The following is a 15,654-nucleotide window of genomic DNA, read 5'->3' on the forward strand; positions in this document are numbered from 1 at the left end:
GTCACTCCTGGTGCGGTGGTGCGGATTCCGTCTGTTGCTCCCGGACACTTCGCCGCTCGCGGGCCCGCCGGATGCGCGAGGCGCTCCGGCGTCCGCCCGTGCCCTCGGACGCGGCCCGTGCGATGTTGCGCGCCATGCCGCCGAACACGACGGAGTGGAACGGGGCGACGCTCCACCAGTAGGCGTGACCCAGCAGGCCGCGCGGATGGAACAGGGCGCGCTGCCGGTAGCGGGTGCGGCCCTCGTCGTCGGTCTCGGTGTACATCTCCAGCCAGGCGAGCCCGGGCAGCCGCATCTCGGCGCGCAGCCGCAGCAGATGACCCGGTTCGATCTCCTCGACCCGCCAGAAGTCCAGCGAGTCGCCGACCCTCAGCCGCTCGCTGTCACGCCGTCCGCGGCGCAGCCCGACCCCGCCCGCGAACCGGTCCAGCCGGCCCCGGACCGCCCAGGCCAGGGGGGAGGAGTACCAGCCGTTGTCGCCGCCGATGCCCTCCACGACCTTCCACAGCGCCTCCCGGGAGGCGTCGACCGGCCGCTGCCGTTCGTCCTCGTAGAGGCTGCCGCCCGCCCAGTCCGGGTCCGTGGGCAGCGGGTCGCTGGGCGCTCCGGGCACCGAGGCCGAGGACCAGCGCGTCGAGACCTGCGCCTCCCGCACCCTGCGCAGCGCCAGGGCCAGCGCCTCGTCGAACGGCAGCGGCCGGCCCGGGGTGTCCGGCACGTACCGGGCGATGTCGTGTTCGTGGCAGACGACCTCGTGCCGCAGCGACTCGGTCAGCGGCCGGGCCAGGGAGGCGGGCACCGGGGTGACCAGGCCGACCCAGTGGCTGGACAGCCGTGGGGTGAGGACCGGGACCGGCACGATGATCCGCCGCCGCAGTCCGGCGACGGCGGCGTAGCGCCGCATCATGTCCTGGTAGGTGAGGACGTCCGGCCCGCCGATGTCGAAGGCCCGGTCGACGTCGTCCGGCATGGTGGCCGACCCGACGAGGTAGCGCAGCACGTCCCGTACCCCGATGGGCTGGGTGCGGGTGTGCACCCAGCTGGGGGTGACCATGACGGGCAGGCGTTCGGTGAGGTAGCGCAGCATCTCGAACGACGCCGATCCCGAGCCGATGACGACGGCGGCCCGCAGCACCGTCGCGGGCACGGGCGAGTCGAGGAAGATCCGCCCCACCTCGGCCCGGGACCGCAGATGCGGGGAGAGCGACTCCTCGGGGACGCCGCGGGGCGTGAGCCCGCCGAGGTAGACGATCCGCCGTACGCCGGCGGCCCGGGCCTGCTCGGCGAAGATCCGGGCGGCGGCCCGGTCGGTGTCCTCGAACCGGGAGCCCGAGCCGAGGGCGTGCACCAGGTAGTAGGCGACGTCGACACCGCGCATCGCGGAGGCGACCGACTCCGGGTCGGTGACGTCCCCCCGGACCGTCTCGGCGTGCGCCGCCCAGGGGTGGTCGCGGAGTTTGCCGGGGGAGCGGGCGAGACACCGGACGCGATGGCCCTCCTGCAGCAGTTCCGGCACCAGGCGCCCGCCGATGTATCCGGACGCCCCGGTGACCAGGCAGTGCAGCCGCTGCCCGTCCGTCGTCATGGTCGTGCCTCCGTCCGCCGGCGCCGCCGCCGTGCTGTCGGTTCACGGCCGGCCCTGACGCGAAGACTTCCCGCTCGGCGCCCGCAGCGGACGCACGACACGGGCGCCGCCGGCGGTTCAGCCGGAGGGAGTACCGCCGCCTGCCCCTTCCGGGGCCCGGCGGGCCAGGGCGCTCGGCCACCACGCCCGGGGCCCGATGTCGATCATCAGCGCGGGCACCAGCAGCGAGCGCACCACGAGCGTGTCGAGCAGTACCCCGAAGGCGACGATGAACGCGATCTGCACCAGGAACGCCAGGGGGATCACCATCAGCGCCGCGAACGTCGCGGCGAGCACCACACCCGCCGAGGTGATCACACCGCCGGTGGTGGTGAGCCCGCGCAGCACCCCCTGCCGGTTGCCGTGCACGAGCGCCTCCTCCCGGACCCGGGACATGAGGAAGATGTTGTAGTCGACGCCGAGCGCCACCAGGAACACGAAGCCGTACAGTGGCACCGAGGCGTCCGTGCCGCTGAACCCGAGGAGGTGCTGGAAGACCAGCGCCGAAACCCCCAGCGTCGCCAGGAAGTTGAGCCCCACGGTCGCGACCAGCAGCACCGGCACGAGCAGGGAACGCAGCAGCAGCATCAGGATCAGCAGGATGACGGCGAGCACGATCGGCACGATGACCGTCCGGTCCCGGGCGGCGGTCCGCTGGGTGTCGTACTGCTGGGCGGTGTACCCGCCGACCAGCGCGTCGGCCCCGGGGATCGCGTGCACCTGCGCGCGCAGCCGCTCGACCGTCTGCTTGGCCGCGTCGCTGTCCGCGGCCGCCTTCAGGGTGGCGTCGATGCGCACGCGCCCGTCGACGACGAGCGGCTTTCCCGCCCCGGGCCGTCCGGAGGCGGCGACGGCGCCGGCGGAGGCCACGCCCTCGGTGCCTTGCGCGGCGGCCGTCACCTCGGCGGTCCGGCCGGCGTCGGCGATGATGACGGCGGGGTTGCCGGACCCGCCGGGAAAGTGCGCGCCGAGCGTCGCCTGCGCGGCCACCGAGGGCGCGTCGTTCACGAAGATCTCGTCGAGCGGCACGCCCTTGGAGGACAGGGAGGGCGAGAAGGCCGCACAGGCGGCCAGGACGAGCGCCGTCACCGCCCACGTCCGCCGCGGCCGGCCGTTCACGACCCGGGCGACCCGGCGCCACACGCCGCTGCCCTCCGCCGACTCCGCCGGCGGCTTGGGCCGGGACGGCCAGTAGGCGATGCGGCCCAGCAGGGCCAGCGCGGCCGGCAGGAAGGTGAGGGTGACGAGCACGGCGCAGACGATGCCGATGGCGCCGACCGGCCCGAGGGCGCGGTTGTTGGTGAGGTCGCTCGCGAGCAGGGCCAGCAGCCCGAGCGCCACGGTGGCGGCGCTGGCGGTGATCGCCCCGAAGGAACGGCGTACGGCGGCGGACGCGGCCGCGAAACGGTCTCCGCGCACGGCGAGTTCCTCACGGAAGCGCGCGGCCAGCAGCAGGGCGTAGTCGGTGGCGGCGCCGATCACCAGGATCGACAGGATGCCCTGCACCTGCCCGTCGACCCGGACCACGTCCCGCTCCGCCAGCGCGTAGACCACGGCACAGGCCACGCCCAGGGCGAAGACCGACCCGAGGATGATCAGGAACGGAAGCAGCACGCTCCGGTAGACCAGCAGCAGGATCAGCAGCACGGCGCCGAGGGCCACGCCCAGCAGCAGTCCGTCGATGCCCGCGAACGCGTCCGACAGATCGGCCTGGCTGGCCGCCGGGCCGGCGATCGCCGCCGTGGTGCCCGGCACGGCCCGGGCCGCCTCGCGCACCACGTCGAGGGTGGCGGGCAGTTCATCGCCCAGGTCGGGCTCCAGCTGGACGACGGCCTGTATCGCCTCACGGTCGTCGGAGAGCAGGGCGGGTGACGGGCGGCCCACGACGCCGGGCTTCCCGGCGAGCGCGGCGACGGCGCGGGTGGCCTCGGCCCGCCGGTCCTCGGTGAGCCGCTCCCCGTCCGCCGTCCACACCACGATGGCCGGCACGGTCTCGGACTGGTCGAAGGCCGCTCGGGCGTCGAGCACCCGGGTGGACTCGGCACTTCGCGGCAGGAAGGCGGCCTGGTCGTTGGTGGCCACCTCGCCGAGTTTGCCCGCGTAGGGACCGAGCGTTCCGCCCACCCCCAGCCAGACGAGCAGCAGAACGAGCGGTACGAGCCGCCGTGCCCAACGCTGTGCGGTACTCATGCGCATCCCAAGCCGTAGAGGAAGTAGCTCACTCATAAAGTATCTCAATCATTGAGAGATACTAGGCTGGGGGGATGAGTGGCTCCGGTGTACCCACGGCATCTCTTCCGGCGGACGACCCCACCGGGTTGCAGACCTTCGCCGTTTTGTTGCGCCGCATGAACAGCGAGTTCAACCGCATCGCCCAGGAGTTCGCCCAGGATCAGGGCCTGCACCTCACCGACATGCAGGCCCTGATCGCGATCCTGGACGCCGGCTTTGACGCCGACGCGGGGGGCGAGCCCATGACGCCGGGCCGTCTGCGGGGGGAGCTCAATCTCACGTCCGGCGCGGTGACCGCGTGCCTCGACCGGCTGGAGCGGGCCGGGCACATCCGCCGGGTCCGGGACGCCGGTGACCGCCGCGTGGTGCACCTGCACTACGCCGACGCGGCCCGGGGTCTCGCCCGGGACTACTTCCGGCCCCTGGCCCGGAGCACCGACGCGGCCCGGGGCCGGTTCAGCGCCGAGGAGCTGGAGGTGGTCGTCCGGTTCCTCGCCGAGATGAACTCCGAACTCGTCCTGCTGCGCCGCAGCTCCGGCTGAAAAGCATCGGCGAGAGGGGTGTCGGCCCTCGAACGGCCGGTCCGTAGAAGCGTGAATGTGAAGACAGTCTTCCGCGCACCCCACCAGTTCAGCGCGCCGCCGGCCCCAAGTGTCACCGTCCCCGCCGAGGGGCGTGGAACAGCCTGATTCCGGCCCGCCCGGGGGGGTCGGCTGTGACTACACTCGCCGCCCATGCAGGAGCACGATCACAAGACAAACCAGCAGAAAACGCTTCATCGTCCATCGAGTCTCGACGCCGTCGACCGGCATGTGAAGGCGGCGTGGCGCATGGCCGGATCTGTCGTCCACACGGTCGGATCCGTGTCCTGCGCCGAGGCGTACGGTCCCGGCCGGGCTCCTGAGGAGAGACGCGGACAGCGCCGGGCGGCAGCCGTCCGGCCGGGCCGCGACGGCCGGCTCGTCCAGGTGCCGCCGCGGTCCGCCACTCGTGCGGCCCTGCGGGCCGGGAGCCGCCTCTCGGCGGTCCGCGCCGGTCGGGAAGCGGCCACGCCGGTCATCGGCTGCCGCCCGATCAACGCTTTTTCCACTGTGATTAACGCCATACCCGGGACGGCTGCGTGAGCCGCTCGGCACATCGCCGGCACGCCCGTTCCCGCACCCCCCGCGGACACTGGCGGCTGCTCGCCCTGACCCTGCCCGTCGTCTTCGTCGCCCTGCTCTTCGAGGGCTGGACCATCCACGAGGTGGACGCCGCCAAGACGCGCCGCCCGTGCACCAGACCCGTGCCCCCGTCCGTGGACCGCGGCGGCCCCGTGCTGCGCGGCATCGACGGGGACAAGGTGCGGTCCGCGGCGGCGCCCGCGCGCACCGTCGCCCTCACCTATGACGGCGGCCCCGACCCCGAGTGGACCCCCCGTCTGCTGGATCTGTTGCGGGAACACCACGCGCACGCCACCTTCTTCGTCTTCGGCGCCCAGGCGGCCCGCCATCCGGACCTGGTCCGGCGCATCCTCGACGAGGGTCACGAGATCGGTTCGAGCACCTATACGGGAGCCGACCTCGGCTCCTCGTCGCGCGTCCGCTTCGGCATGGAACTGGGCCTCACCCAGCAGACCCTGGCGGGTACGGCCGGCATCCGCACCCAGCTGCTGCGGATGCCGATGACCACCGAGGTGGACACGCTGTGCGGTGCCGAGTGGCAGGCGGCCCGCAAGGCCGCCGCGGACGGCTATGTGCTGGTCGCCGCCGACCGCCCGGGCCGCGATCCCGCGCACGGCCTGATCCGGCAGTTCAGCCAGACGGAACTCGCGTACGACGAGACGAAGCGGCTGCTCGACGACCCGCACGCCGACCGGTTCACCACCGTGACGGACGCGGTCGGCATGCCGCCCGCCGAAACCCGGGTGTCCCCCGCCAAGCGCTGGCTGGGCAAGGCCCTGAACTGGACCGTGGCGGCCGGGAACACCTTCACGCACATCATGACCTGGGTGCTGGTCGTGGCCGGAGCGCTCGGCCTGCTGCGGTTGCTGTCCCTGACCTTCTTCGCCCGCGCCCACGTCCGGCGCCTCACCCGCCCACGCCCCGGCGCGCCCTGGCTGCGGGAGGTCGACGCGCCCGTGACGGTGCTCGTGCCCGCCTACAACGAGGAGGCGGGCATCGAGTCCACGGTCCGTTCACTGCTCGCCGCCACGCATCCGCACCTCGAGGTCGTCGTGATCGACGACGGCTCGACGGACCGGACAGCGGACCTCGCCACCTGGATCGACGACCCCCGGGTACGGGTGATCCGGCAGCCCAACTCGGGCAAGGCGGCGGCGCTCAACACCGGTCTGGCCAACGCGTCCCACGACATCGTGGTCATGGTCGACGCCGACACCGTCTTCGAGCCCGACGCCCTGTACCGGCTCATCCAGCCGCTCGCGCACCCGGCGGTCGGCGCCGTCAGCGGCAACACCAAGGTCGGCAACCGCCGCGGGCTGCTCGGCAGATGGCAGCACCTGGAGTACGTCTTCGGCTTCAACCTCGACCGGCGTATGTTCGAGGTGCTGGAGTGCATGCCGACGGTTCCCGGCGCCATCGGCGCCTTCCGCCGGGACGCGCTCATGGGCGTCGGCGGGGTCAGCGAGGACACCCTCGCCGAGGACACCGACCTCACGATGGCCCTGTGGCGGGCCGGCTGGCGGGTGGTCTACGAGGAGTCGGCCGTCGCCTGGACCGAAGTGCCCACCACGCTCGGGCAGTTGTGGCGGCAGCGCTACCGCTGGTGCTACGGCACCCTGCAGGCGATGTGGAAGCACCGCCGGGCCGTCGTCGAAGTGGGCGCGGCCGGACGCTTCGCCCGTCGCGGGCTGAGCTACCTGGCGGTCTTCCAGGTGGTCCTGCCCCTGCTGGCGCCCGTCGTCGACCTCTACGCGGTGTACGGGGCGCTCTTCGCCGACCCCGTACAGGCGGCGGGCGTGTGGATCGCCTTCCTCGGGATCCAGCTGGTCTGCGCGGGCTACGCGCTGAGACTCGACGGCGAGCGGCTGCGGACGCTGTGGTCGCTGCCTCTCCAGCTCTTCGTCTACCGGCAGTTGATGTACCTGGTCGTCATCCAGTCGGTCGTGGCCCTGCTGCTCGGCACCCGGCTGAAGTGGCACCGCATGGAGCGCTCCGGCACGGCGGCCACCCAGCAGCTCAGCAGGCCGGCCGCCGAACGACAGCTGTCATCGAGGTGATGAGGACATGGTTCACCCCATGAGCGACGGACCGGGCAGGTGGCCCGGAACCGACCGGCAGGACGAGAACGGGCAGGCACAGGGGCAGGGTGTGATCACGGGCCAGGTGTGGCAGCACGCCGCCCCTCCGCTCCGGACGCCCGACCGGCCGTACGAGGGCTACGTCGTCGGCCCGTACCCGTACCTCGGTGCCGACCCCGGCCCGTACCCGTACCCGCCTCCGCCCGCGTCTCCGTACGACAGCCCGTACCGGGACCTGGCCGCCGAGCCGTACCGAGAGCGTGCCGCGGAGCCGCCGGGCGGTACCGCCGCCGAGCCGGACGGCAGCGGCGGTGCCCGTGAAGACCCCCGGCACGAGGGCGGCGGGCGCGGCGGGGGCGGCAGACCCGGACGGGTGCGACCCGGCCGGTTCCGCCGTTTCCTGCGCCTGCTGGCAGCGCTGCTGTGCGCCCTGGCGCTCACCGGCGCGGGCACCTGTGCCTGGGCCGAGTTCAGGCTCGACAGGTCCGTCGACCTGGGCGCGGTCGCGGACCGTCGGCCGCCCGGGAAGGGAACGAACTACCTCATCGTGGGCTCGGACGGCCGGGACGGCCTGTCGGAGCAGGCCAGGAAGGAGCTGCACACCGGCACGGCCGGAGGCAGCCGCACCGACTCGATGATGCTCCTGCACACCGGTGCCCACGGCGCCACCATGGTGAGCCTGCCGCGCGACTCCTGGGTGACCATCCCGTCGTACGTCGACCCGAACACCGGCAAGCTCCACCGGGCGGCGAAGAACAAGCTGAACGCGGCCTACTCCCTCGGCGGGCCCGGGATGCTCGTCCGGACCGTCGAGCTCAACACGGGCCTGCGCGTCGACCACTACGCCGAGATCGGCTTCGCGGGGTTCGTCGGTGTCGTGGACGCGGTCGGTGGTGTGGACATGTGCGTGCCCCGGAACATCGACGACCCGAAGTCGGGACTGAAGCTGAGGAAGGGCTGCCACAACCTGACCGGCGCCCAGGCGCTCGCGTTCGTCCGCCAGCGGCACCAGGAGGCCGACGGCGACCTGGGACGCTCCACGAACCAGCGCAAGTTCCTCGCCGCCCTTGCCCGCAAGGCCGCCGCCCCGGGCGTCGCGCTCGACCCGTTCAGCACGTATCCCGCCCTGAGCGCGGGACTGGACACCCTCGTCGTGGACAAGGACATGGAACTGCCGTCTCTGCTGTCGCTGTTCCGGGCGATGAAGAGCGTCTCGGGAGGCGGCGGCAGGCAGTTGAACGTCCCCGTGGTCAAGGGCGGGTTCCGCACCGCCGGCGGGAGTGCCCTGCAGTGGGACCGGGCGAAGGCGGAGGAACTCTTCGCCGAACTGCGGGGCGACCGGCCGGTGACCACCGAGGGGGAGGGCTGACCGACCGGACGCGAGTCCGGCCGGGCCAGGTGTGTGGGGCGGCCGGGCCCCGTGCAGTGGGCGGAGCCCGGCCGCCCCGTCCCTCTCCGCCCCACTCCCGGGGGGAGACAGGAGCGGCGCGGAGAGAGGCGGGGGATGCGTCGCCGGCTCGCGCCGACGACGACGTCCCGCCGGTCGGCCCGGCGCGGACGCGGCACTTCACACAGCGCACGGCCCGCGCCGAACGTCACCGGGCGGGGTGGGACGTGAGGGACGCCCGGTGGGTTGTGACACTTCTGTGAGAACGCACGCTGGTTCCCATGAGGGTGTCGCAGCGAACGGGGCGCGTCGGTCGGCACGAAACCGCAAGGAACCCGGTGCGAACGAGGACGGTCTTGGGTCAGGAACGGCAATCGCGCTACACACAGGCCCACGACGGGGAACTGGGTGCGGCCGTCGCGCGGGCCCAGCAGGGTGACGAGGCGGCCTTCGCGGTCGCCTACCGGCTTGTGCAGCCCGGGCTGCTCGGCTATCTGCGGGGGCTCGTCGGCGAAGACGCGGAGGACGTGGCGTCCGACGCCTGGCTGCAGATCGCCCGGGACCTCGGAAGGTTCAAGGGAGACGGGGACGGCTTCCGGGGCTGGACGGCCACCATCGCCCGGCACCGCGCACTGGACCATGTGCGACGCCAGCGCGTGCGCCCCCGGCCTGGTGTGATCGAACAGGACGTTCTGGACCTGCCCGGCCCGCACAGCACCCACGAACAGGCCCTGGAGGCCGTCTCCACCGAACGCGCCCTGGAGCTGGTCTGCGGGCTGCCGCGGGACCAGGCCGAGGCCGTGCTCCTGCGCGTCATCGTCGGCCTGGACGGCCCCGCCGCGGCGCGCGTCCTCGGCAAGCGTCCCGGCGCGGTGCGCACCGCCACGTACCGGGGGCTGAAACGCCTCGCCCGCCAGTTGGGCCTCGGAGCGGAGGCCGCCGAGGGTGTGACGGACGAGGCTCCCGGAACGCTGGAGGGGCGACATCAGTCACGAATACGTCAGGGGTCGGACAGACCGGCAGCACAGACCGGTATGCCGGACCCATCGAACAGCTCAGGCAGGAACGGACAACGGGCATGGGTGATCGGCTGAGCCGCGACGGGGTCACGGGCAGTCGGCAGGTGCGCCCCGGCGACGCCGTGCCCGGCTGGTGGGACCCGCAGGACGACAGCGCGCTGCACACGGTCCTGGCCGCCGCCCTGCGCGCGGACGACCCCGGGCCCGAAGCCGAGCACCGGGCCGTGGCCGCCTTCCGCGCCGCCCGCGACGCGGGAGCACACCGGGCGCGCACCCGGCACGGGGACGACTGGCGGCCGCACGCGGCGCCGCGCACCGGCCGTCAGGTGAAGACGGCGTTCGCCGCCGTGTTCACGAGCATCGCCCTGGGCGGTGTCGCGGTCGCGGCCATCGGTTCGGCCGGTCCGTCCGCGGACGGTACCGGGGGAAGGGCCGCGCGCCCCTCGGCCCTCGCTCCGGCCCGGCCGGACGGTGAGACCTCGTCGGCCTCCTCGGGCGGCCCGGGGCGGGCCGCCGGCTCGTCCTCCGCCCAGGACACCGAGGCCCGCTGCCGCGCCTACGAACGGGTCAAGGACCGCGGGAAGGTGCTCGACGCGACGGCCTGGCAGCGGCTCGTCGCGGCGGCGGGCAGCGAGGACAAGGTCGACGCGTACTGCGCCGAGCGGCTGGCGCGGTCCACCGCCGAGGCCGACCGGTCCGGAGGGCCGGACGGACCGGGCGGAGCCGGCGCAGGTGCGGCGGATCCCGGCACGGGCACGGCCGGCAACAGCGGGACCACCGGCAAGCGGAATCCCGGCAACGGCCGGCCGGGTGGCGGCAAGGGCGAGTGACCCCGGCCGCGTGGGCATGCCCCTGTGACGATTCCAGCGTCTCTTTCGGTGTGTAAGTAGTGAAGAGAACCTGGAGGTTTCGAGTGCGACCGTTCACCCTCAACTACGCCTTCCCCAGGGCACTTCCCGCCGTGGCGACGCCATACCGCTTCGACGAGGCGCTCCAGCTGAACGTGCTTCCCGACGGTCGCCCGGCCGTCAGTGACCCGGACCTCCTGCTGGCGGTCGGCACGACGGCGTCCACCGCCGGTTCCAAGACCCACTTCGACGACTGACGATCCGAGATCGCATGACCGTACTGATTCTCACGTCCAAGGACGACGTCACCGCCGACATGGTGGTGACCAGGCTGCACGATGCCGCGGTGCCCGTCATGCGGCTGGACCCCGCCGACCTGCCGGTCAACACCGTGCTGTCCGCGCACTACACCCATGGCGACTTCGAGGGTCTGCTGTCGGCGAACGGGCATGTGGTCAGCATGCAGGGCCTGCGATCCGTATGGGTGCGCAGGCCCGGCGAGCCGGCCGCGCACGCGGCCGAGCCCTCGGCGTGGCTGACCGCCGAGACCCGCCAGGCGCTGTTCGGGATGCTCTACTCGGCCTCCGCGCGATGGATGAACCACCCGCGTGACGCCGACCGGGCCCGCCTGAAACCGTGGCAGTTGAGGGCCGCTCATCTCAGCGGCTTCGCCGTACCGCCGACGGTCATCACCACCTTCCCGCGCCTGGCACGGCAGTTCGCCGAGGAGTACGGGGAGGTGGTGGTGAAGTCCGCCTCGGGGCCGCCGCCCGGTGAACCCGCCCTGGCCCTGCCCACCACCCTGGTCGGACCCGACTCGGACTTCTCGGGCGTCGCGGCCGGCCCCGCACTGCTGCAACGGTACATATCCAAATGTGCCGACATTCGCCTGACCTGCGTCAGCAGCCGGCTGTTCGCCGCGCGGAAGACGACCGAGCCGCACCAGGTCGACGGACGCTACGGCGACACCGAGCACACCTGGGAGCCGGTCGCGGTGCCCGACCGTATCCGCAAGTCGGTGCACGACTACGTCGAGATGGCGGGACTTGCGTACGCCGCCTTCGACTTCGCCGAGGACGAGGACGGCTTCTGGTGGTTCCTCGAGTGCAATCAGAGCGGCCAGTTCGGCTTCGTGGAACTGGAGACCGGGCAGCCGATCTCGGAGGCGGTCGCCCTGTGGCTGTCCCAGCCGGGCCGACGCTGAGCCCGCTGGGGGCCGGTCAGCCCGCGGAGGACTGCTCCAGCGCCTCGGTCGGCAGCGCACCGCCGGCGCCGATCACCTCGATGCCGAGCAGCCGCCCCGACGCGTCCACGTCGAGGAACACCTCGGCGTCCGCCCCGACCCCGTCGACGGGGATCTGCCGGACGGCGGCGCCGTCCTCGATGTGCGCGACGAGAGAGACATACGCGGTGTCGTTCTCGCGGTCGTACTCGATGTGCATGCTGCGCCTCTCGGGAACGGGCTCTCGGTGAACGGGTGCGGGAACGGGCTCAGTTGCGGCCGACGGACACGACGTCGCCGGCCCTGTCGGTCACGACCCGGATCCCCGCCGCCTACGATGCGCCCAGCCGCACGCCGGATCCCAGCCCCCCGCCTCAGCCAGGAGCACCGTACCCGTGTCGATACCCCCGCCCCCCGGGAGCCAGCACCCCCAGGGCCCGTACGGCCCGCCCCCTGCCGGGCTGCCGCAGGCCTACCGCCCCTATGGCACCCCGGTCTCCGTCAACGCCCTCGCGGTCGCCGCCCTCGTGCTCGGAGTGCTCTGCTTCCTGCCCGCCGCCGGTCTCGTCCTCGGGCTGATCGCGCTGCGTCAGATCCGGCGGTCCGGGCAGAGCGGGCGGGGCATGGCGGTCGCGGGGGCCGTGCTGTCGTCCGTCGGGATCGTGCTGTGGGCGGTGGTGCTGTCCACGGGAGCCGCGAACAAGGCCTGGGAGGGATTCAAGGACGGCGCGCAGGGCAACGAGAGCCTCTCGCTGGAGAAGGGCGACTGCTTCGACGCACCCGGCGGGCTGGAGGGCGACACCTACGACGTCGACCGGGTGCCGTGCGAGGGAGGGCACGACGGCGAGGTGTTCGCGGTCGTCACGCTGCCCGGCGGCACCTTCCCGGGCGACGCCGGGATCACCGACGTCGCCGACGAGAAGTGCTACGCGCTCCAGGACCAGTACGCGATGGACACCTGGGCGATGCCGGCCGAGGTCGACGTGTACTACCTGATGCCGTCCCGGGAGAGCTGGCGCTACGGCGACCGCGCGATCACCTGCGTCTTCGGCAACACCGAGGCGAATACCAAGCTGACCGGCTCGCTGCGCGGCGACCCCACCACGCTCGACACCGACCAGGTCGTCTTCCTGTCGACGGCCAACGCCCTCGACGCGGCGCTCTACGAGGAGCCCGGGAAGACCCCCGAGGACGACCTCGCCGCCCACCGGGCCTGGGCCACCCGGATCCACGACGTGCTCGGCGAGCAGATCGACGCCCTGCGCGGGCGCTCCTGGCCGGCCGATGCCCGCGAGCCCGTCGCCGCGCTGGCCGAGGACATGGAGGACGCCCGGGAGGAGTGGAAGAGGGCGAGCACCGCCGGTGACGTGGACGCCTACTACGCGCACTACGACAAGGCCTACGCGTCCGTGGACGGGCCGGCGACCGTCACGGCGCGCAAGGCCCTCGGGCTGGCGGCCACCCCGCCCGTCTCCGGGGAGGACGAGGGCGGGGACTCCGAAGCGCAGGTGTGACGGCGGCCATAGCGGGGAGAAAGTGCCTGCGTAAAGCCCTCAGGGCCGCCATGTCATCACATCGAGTGATTCTCTGGCCTTTGCTTGCACCGCACAACCTACGGTTGCCACGCTGTTGCTGTCTGTACAACCTGATGGGAGCGGCCAGTGACATTCGGTGAGCAGCCGGCGTACCTGCGCGTCGCGGGTGATCTCCGCAAGAAGATCGCCGACGGTCAGCTGCCACCCCATACCCGCCTTCCCTCCCAGGCCAGAATCCGCCAGGAGTACGGGGTGTCGGACACCGTGGCGCTGGAGGCCCGCAAGGTGCTGATGGCGGAAGGCCTGGTCGAGGGCCGCTCCGGCTCGGGGACCTATGTGCGCGCGCGGCCCGTGCCCCGGCGCATCTCCCGCTCCGGCTACCGCCCGACCGGCGGCGCCACCCCGTTCCGCCAGGAGCAGGCCGACGGCGAGGGCCGCGGCACCTGGGAGTCCAGCAGCGAGCAGTCCGAGGCGAGTGTCGCGGTCGCCGAGCGGCTGGGCGTCGAGCCGGGCGAGCGGGTCATGTGCACGCGGTACCTCTACCGCGAGAGCGGCGAGGCGATGATGCTCTCCACGTCCTGGGAGCCCCTCACCGTCACGGGGCGTACACCCGTGATGCTGCCGGAGGAAGGGCCGGTCGGCGGTATGGGCGTCGTGGAGCGCATGCGCGCCATCGACGTGATCGTGGACAACGTCACGGAGGAGGTCGGCGCCCGGCCCGGCCTCGCCGAGGAGCTGCTCGTCCTGGGCGGCGTCCCGGGGCATGTGGTGCTGGTCATCCAGCGCACGTTCTACGCCTCCGGCCGCCCGGTGGAGACGGCCGACGTGGTCATCCCGGCCGATCGGTACCGGGTCGCCTACCACCTTCCGGTCAAGTAGCGAACGCTCACATCCGCCCCGTGGCGCGCTCCCCGCGCGCCCCGCTCACACGCCGGCCGTGCGGACCGTCGTGGGCCGGGGTGGTGCACGTCCTGTGGCCGGTCGTCGTTCGCGCAGGTCGACGGTCGTGTATGCGGTATGCCTCCGGATGGTTGCGCCGAGGTACGCGCACGGCGCGTTCTTCGTTGTGCGCCCCCTGTGTTCTGGCCGGTTGCGTACCTCTTTGTGAAAAGCCGTATTCGCTCCGTGAAGGTTAGGCGTAGGCTCCGGCATATGCGCATTGCGGTTTCCTTAGCGGGTGGGGCACGGCACAGGCCGCGGGTGGGAAGTGGAGGGGCGCGATGAACGACAGCACGGTCACTCTCCCCTGGCTCGTGATACGAGAGGACGACAACGGCAACCGCTACCGAGTGGGCCGGTACGCGACCCGGGCCGAGGCCCAGAAGATCGTGGACAGCCTCGACGGTCGCGGCCACAAACAGCTGTACTGGGTCGAGCGGCTCGGTCAGAACGGGCCTGCCGTGGCGCACGACTGACCGCCGCGGGGCGCCCCGGTGTGGACCCGGAGAACAGCGGGGCTCCCGTAGGCTCCCCGCATGAGTGAGCGGATCGTCGTAGGGGCCGCGCTGGTCGAGGACGGACGGCTGCTGGCCGCCCGGCGCAGCGCGCCCGTCGAGCTGGCCGGGCGCTGGGAGCTGCCCGGCGGCAAGGTCGAGCCCGGGGAGACGGCCGACGCGGCGCTCGCGCGCGAGCTGCGCGAAGAACTCGGCGTCGACGCCGAGGTGAGCGGGCGCGTCCCGGGGGAGTGGCCCCTCAGGACGCCGTACGTCCTGCAGGTGTGGACCGCCCGGTTGCGGCCCGGCTCCGCCGCCCCCGAACCCCTCCAGGACCATGACGAACTGCGCTGGCTCGGCCCCGGCGAGATCTGGGACGTGCCCTGGCTCGACCAGGACGTCCCGGCCGTACGGCAGGCCCTCGCACACCTCGGGGCCGTAGAAGGCCTCACCCTCCGCGGCCCCGGCTGCGGCAGGCCGGAAGAGCCTGGCGCCTGAAGCGGGCCGGGGGCGTGCGGTCTCATCGCATTTCCGGAGGAGCGCCCCCTACGTCTTTCGTGCCACAGTGCGCCGCCCCGCACGGTACTCCGCCCCGGATATCGGGTATGTGCTCATTAACCCCATGAAACCGGACATGGGTGGCGCTCCTGCCTGGGAAGTGATCGGCGTGATCGACACCGATGGTGACTGCGCCGGGTGGACCTTTCCCGCCGAACCGGGTGTCGTGCGCACCGCCCGCCAGGCCGTGCGCGGCCAACTCCGCGACTGGGCCCTCGACGGCCTCGCGGACCTCGCGGCACTGCTGGTCAGCGAGTTGGTCACGAACGCCCTGCGGCACGCCACGGGCCCCATCGGTGTCCGCCTGGTACGCCCTTCGGGCCCGGGCGGCGTCCTCCTGGTCGAGGTCTCCGACCCGCTGCCCGACCCGCCCCGCGAGCGCGCCGCCCGTCTCGAGGACGAGAGCGGCCGCGGACTGTACCTGGTGGCCTCCTCCTCCCGCCGCTGGGGCACCCGGCCCGGCGCCACGGGCAAGACGGTGTGGTTCGAACTCGCGGTGCCGAAGTGAAAATCCGGTGTACGTACGTCCTACCGCTGTAGAGCGATTGGTTCAGG

General features: G+C 72.7%; 15 protein-coding genes. 12 read left to right on the forward strand and 3 right to left on the reverse strand.

The genetic code is table 11. The features are described 5' to 3' along the window. Position 1: 1 nt before the first annotated feature. Positions 2–1,585 (reverse strand): SDR family oxidoreductase, encoded by a 1,584-nt coding sequence (locus G3I77_RS16295; protein WP_248504433.1) that lies wholly within the window; start codon positions 1,583–1,585, stop codon positions 2–4. A 117-nt stretch (positions 1,586–1,702) separates the two neighbouring features. Continuing rightward, positions 1,703–3,814 (reverse strand): MMPL family transporter, encoded by a 2,112-nt coding sequence (locus G3I77_RS16300; protein WP_248504435.1) that lies wholly within the window; start codon positions 3,812–3,814, stop codon positions 1,703–1,705. 74 nt (positions 3,815–3,888) lie between these two features. On the opposite strand from G3I77_RS16300, the gene G3I77_RS16305 reads away from it, so the two are divergent. The 7 genes from G3I77_RS16305 to tgmB all read left to right on the forward strand — a co-directional run bounded on the left by G3I77_RS16305 (position 3,889) and on the right by tgmB (position 11,555). Next, positions 3,889–4,398, forward strand: coding sequence for a MarR family winged helix-turn-helix transcriptional regulator (locus tag G3I77_RS16305; RefSeq protein ID WP_248504437.1), 510 nt, complete (start codon positions 3,889–3,891; stop codon positions 4,396–4,398). 578 nt (positions 4,399–4,976) lie between these two features. Next, positions 4,977–7,076, forward strand: a complete 2,100-nt coding sequence (locus G3I77_RS16310; RefSeq protein ID WP_248504439.1) for a bifunctional polysaccharide deacetylase/glycosyltransferase family 2 protein — start codon at positions 4,977–4,979, stop codon at positions 7,074–7,076. Between the two features lie 19 nt (positions 7,077–7,095). Continuing rightward, on the forward strand, positions 7,096–8,466 hold the full coding sequence (locus G3I77_RS16315; protein ID WP_248504441.1) for an LCP family protein: 1,371 nt from the start codon (positions 7,096–7,098) through the stop codon (positions 8,464–8,466). A gap of 299 nt (positions 8,467–8,765) precedes the next feature. Then, positions 8,766–9,578: an RNA polymerase sigma factor gene (locus tag G3I77_RS16320; protein ID WP_374385402.1), complete on the forward strand. Its 813-nt coding sequence runs from the start codon at positions 8,766–8,768 to the stop codon at positions 9,576–9,578. Then, the gene (locus G3I77_RS16325; protein WP_248504445.1) at positions 9,563–10,333 is read left to right on the forward strand and encodes a hypothetical protein; all 771 of its coding nucleotides are present in this window, start codon (positions 9,563–9,565) and stop codon (positions 10,331–10,333) included. The genes G3I77_RS16320 and G3I77_RS16325 overlap by 16 nt, the downstream gene beginning before the upstream one ends. 83 nt (positions 10,334–10,416) lie before the next feature. Further along, on the forward strand, positions 10,417–10,608 hold the full coding sequence (gene tgmA / locus G3I77_RS16330) for a putative ATP-grasp-modified RiPP (RefSeq protein ID WP_248504447.1): 192 nt from the start codon (positions 10,417–10,419) through the stop codon (positions 10,606–10,608). A 14-nt stretch (positions 10,609–10,622) separates the two neighbouring features. Then, on the forward strand, positions 10,623–11,555 hold the full coding sequence (gene tgmB, locus G3I77_RS16335) for an ATP-grasp ribosomal peptide maturase (protein WP_248504450.1): 933 nt from the start codon (positions 10,623–10,625) through the stop codon (positions 11,553–11,555). A 16-nt stretch (positions 11,556–11,571) separates the two neighbouring features. Here tgmB and G3I77_RS16340 read toward each other — a convergent pair whose 3' ends face one another. Then, entirely contained in the window at positions 11,572–11,793 is a 222-nt protein-coding gene (locus G3I77_RS16340) for a DUF2283 domain-containing protein (RefSeq protein WP_248504452.1), read from the reverse strand. Positions 11,794–11,968: 175 nt separating this feature from the next. Here G3I77_RS16340 and G3I77_RS16345 point away from each other — a divergent pair, with 175 nt between their 5' ends. The 5 genes from G3I77_RS16345 (at position 11,969) to G3I77_RS16365 (ending at position 15,607) form a co-directional block, all read left to right on the forward strand. After that, a complete protein-coding gene (locus tag G3I77_RS16345) occupies positions 11,969–13,087 on the forward strand; it encodes a DUF4190 domain-containing protein (RefSeq protein ID WP_248504454.1) in 1,119 nt (372 codons plus the stop codon). Between the two features lie 147 nt (positions 13,088–13,234). Further along, a complete protein-coding gene (locus tag G3I77_RS16350; RefSeq protein WP_248504455.1) occupies positions 13,235–13,987 on the forward strand; it encodes a GntR family transcriptional regulator in 753 nt (250 codons plus the stop codon). Between the two features lie 341 nt (positions 13,988–14,328). Then, complete coding sequence (locus G3I77_RS16355) at positions 14,329–14,523, forward strand: SPOR domain-containing protein (protein WP_248504457.1); 195 nt, start codon at positions 14,329–14,331, stop codon at positions 14,521–14,523. Positions 14,524–14,583: 60 nt separating this feature from the next. After that, positions 14,584–15,039, forward strand: coding sequence for a (deoxy)nucleoside triphosphate pyrophosphohydrolase (locus tag G3I77_RS16360; protein ID WP_248504459.1), 456 nt, complete (start codon positions 14,584–14,586; stop codon positions 15,037–15,039). A 136-nt stretch (positions 15,040–15,175) separates the two neighbouring features. Continuing rightward, positions 15,176–15,607, forward strand: coding sequence for an ATP-binding protein (locus tag G3I77_RS16365; RefSeq protein ID WP_248504461.1), 432 nt, complete (start codon positions 15,176–15,178; stop codon positions 15,605–15,607). Positions 15,608–15,654 lie beyond the last annotated feature (47 nt).

Source organism: Streptomyces sp. D2-8, from assembly GCF_023184515.1.
Classification (GTDB): Bacteria; Actinomycetota; Actinomycetes; order Streptomycetales; family Streptomycetaceae; genus Streptomyces.

What these genes read in the sequence shown, in the direction of transcription:
- G3I77_RS16295 (WP_248504433.1), bottom strand. Translation starts at nt 1,585, where the DNA reads ATGACGACGGACGGGCAGCGGCTGCACTGCCTGGTCACCGGGGCGTCC.
- G3I77_RS16300 (WP_248504435.1), bottom strand. Translation starts at nt 3,814, where the DNA reads ATGAGTACCGCACAGCGTTGGGCACGGCGGCTCGTACCGCTCGTTCTG.
- G3I77_RS16305 (WP_248504437.1), top strand. Translation starts at nt 3,889, where the DNA reads ATGAGTGGCTCCGGTGTACCCACGGCATCTCTTCCGGCGGACGACCCC.
- G3I77_RS16315 (WP_248504441.1), top strand. Translation starts at nt 7,096, where the DNA reads ATGAGCGACGGACCGGGCAGGTGGCCCGGAACCGACCGGCAGGACGAG.
- G3I77_RS16320 (WP_374385402.1), top strand. Translation starts at nt 8,766, where the DNA reads ATGAGGGTGTCGCAGCGAACGGGGCGCGTCGGTCGGCACGAAACCGCA.
- G3I77_RS16325 (WP_248504445.1), top strand. Translation starts at nt 9,563, where the DNA reads ATGGGTGATCGGCTGAGCCGCGACGGGGTCACGGGCAGTCGGCAGGTG.
- tgmB (WP_248504450.1), top strand. Translation starts at nt 10,623, where the DNA reads ATGACCGTACTGATTCTCACGTCCAAGGACGACGTCACCGCCGACATG.
- G3I77_RS16340 (WP_248504452.1), bottom strand. Translation starts at nt 11,793, where the DNA reads ATGCACATCGAGTACGACCGCGAGAACGACACCGCGTATGTCTCTCTC.
- G3I77_RS16355 (WP_248504457.1), top strand. Translation starts at nt 14,329, where the DNA reads ATGAACGACAGCACGGTCACTCTCCCCTGGCTCGTGATACGAGAGGAC.
- G3I77_RS16360 (WP_248504459.1), top strand. Translation starts at nt 14,584, where the DNA reads ATGAGTGAGCGGATCGTCGTAGGGGCCGCGCTGGTCGAGGACGGACGG.
- G3I77_RS16365 (WP_248504461.1), top strand. Translation starts at nt 15,176, where the DNA reads ATGGGTGGCGCTCCTGCCTGGGAAGTGATCGGCGTGATCGACACCGAT.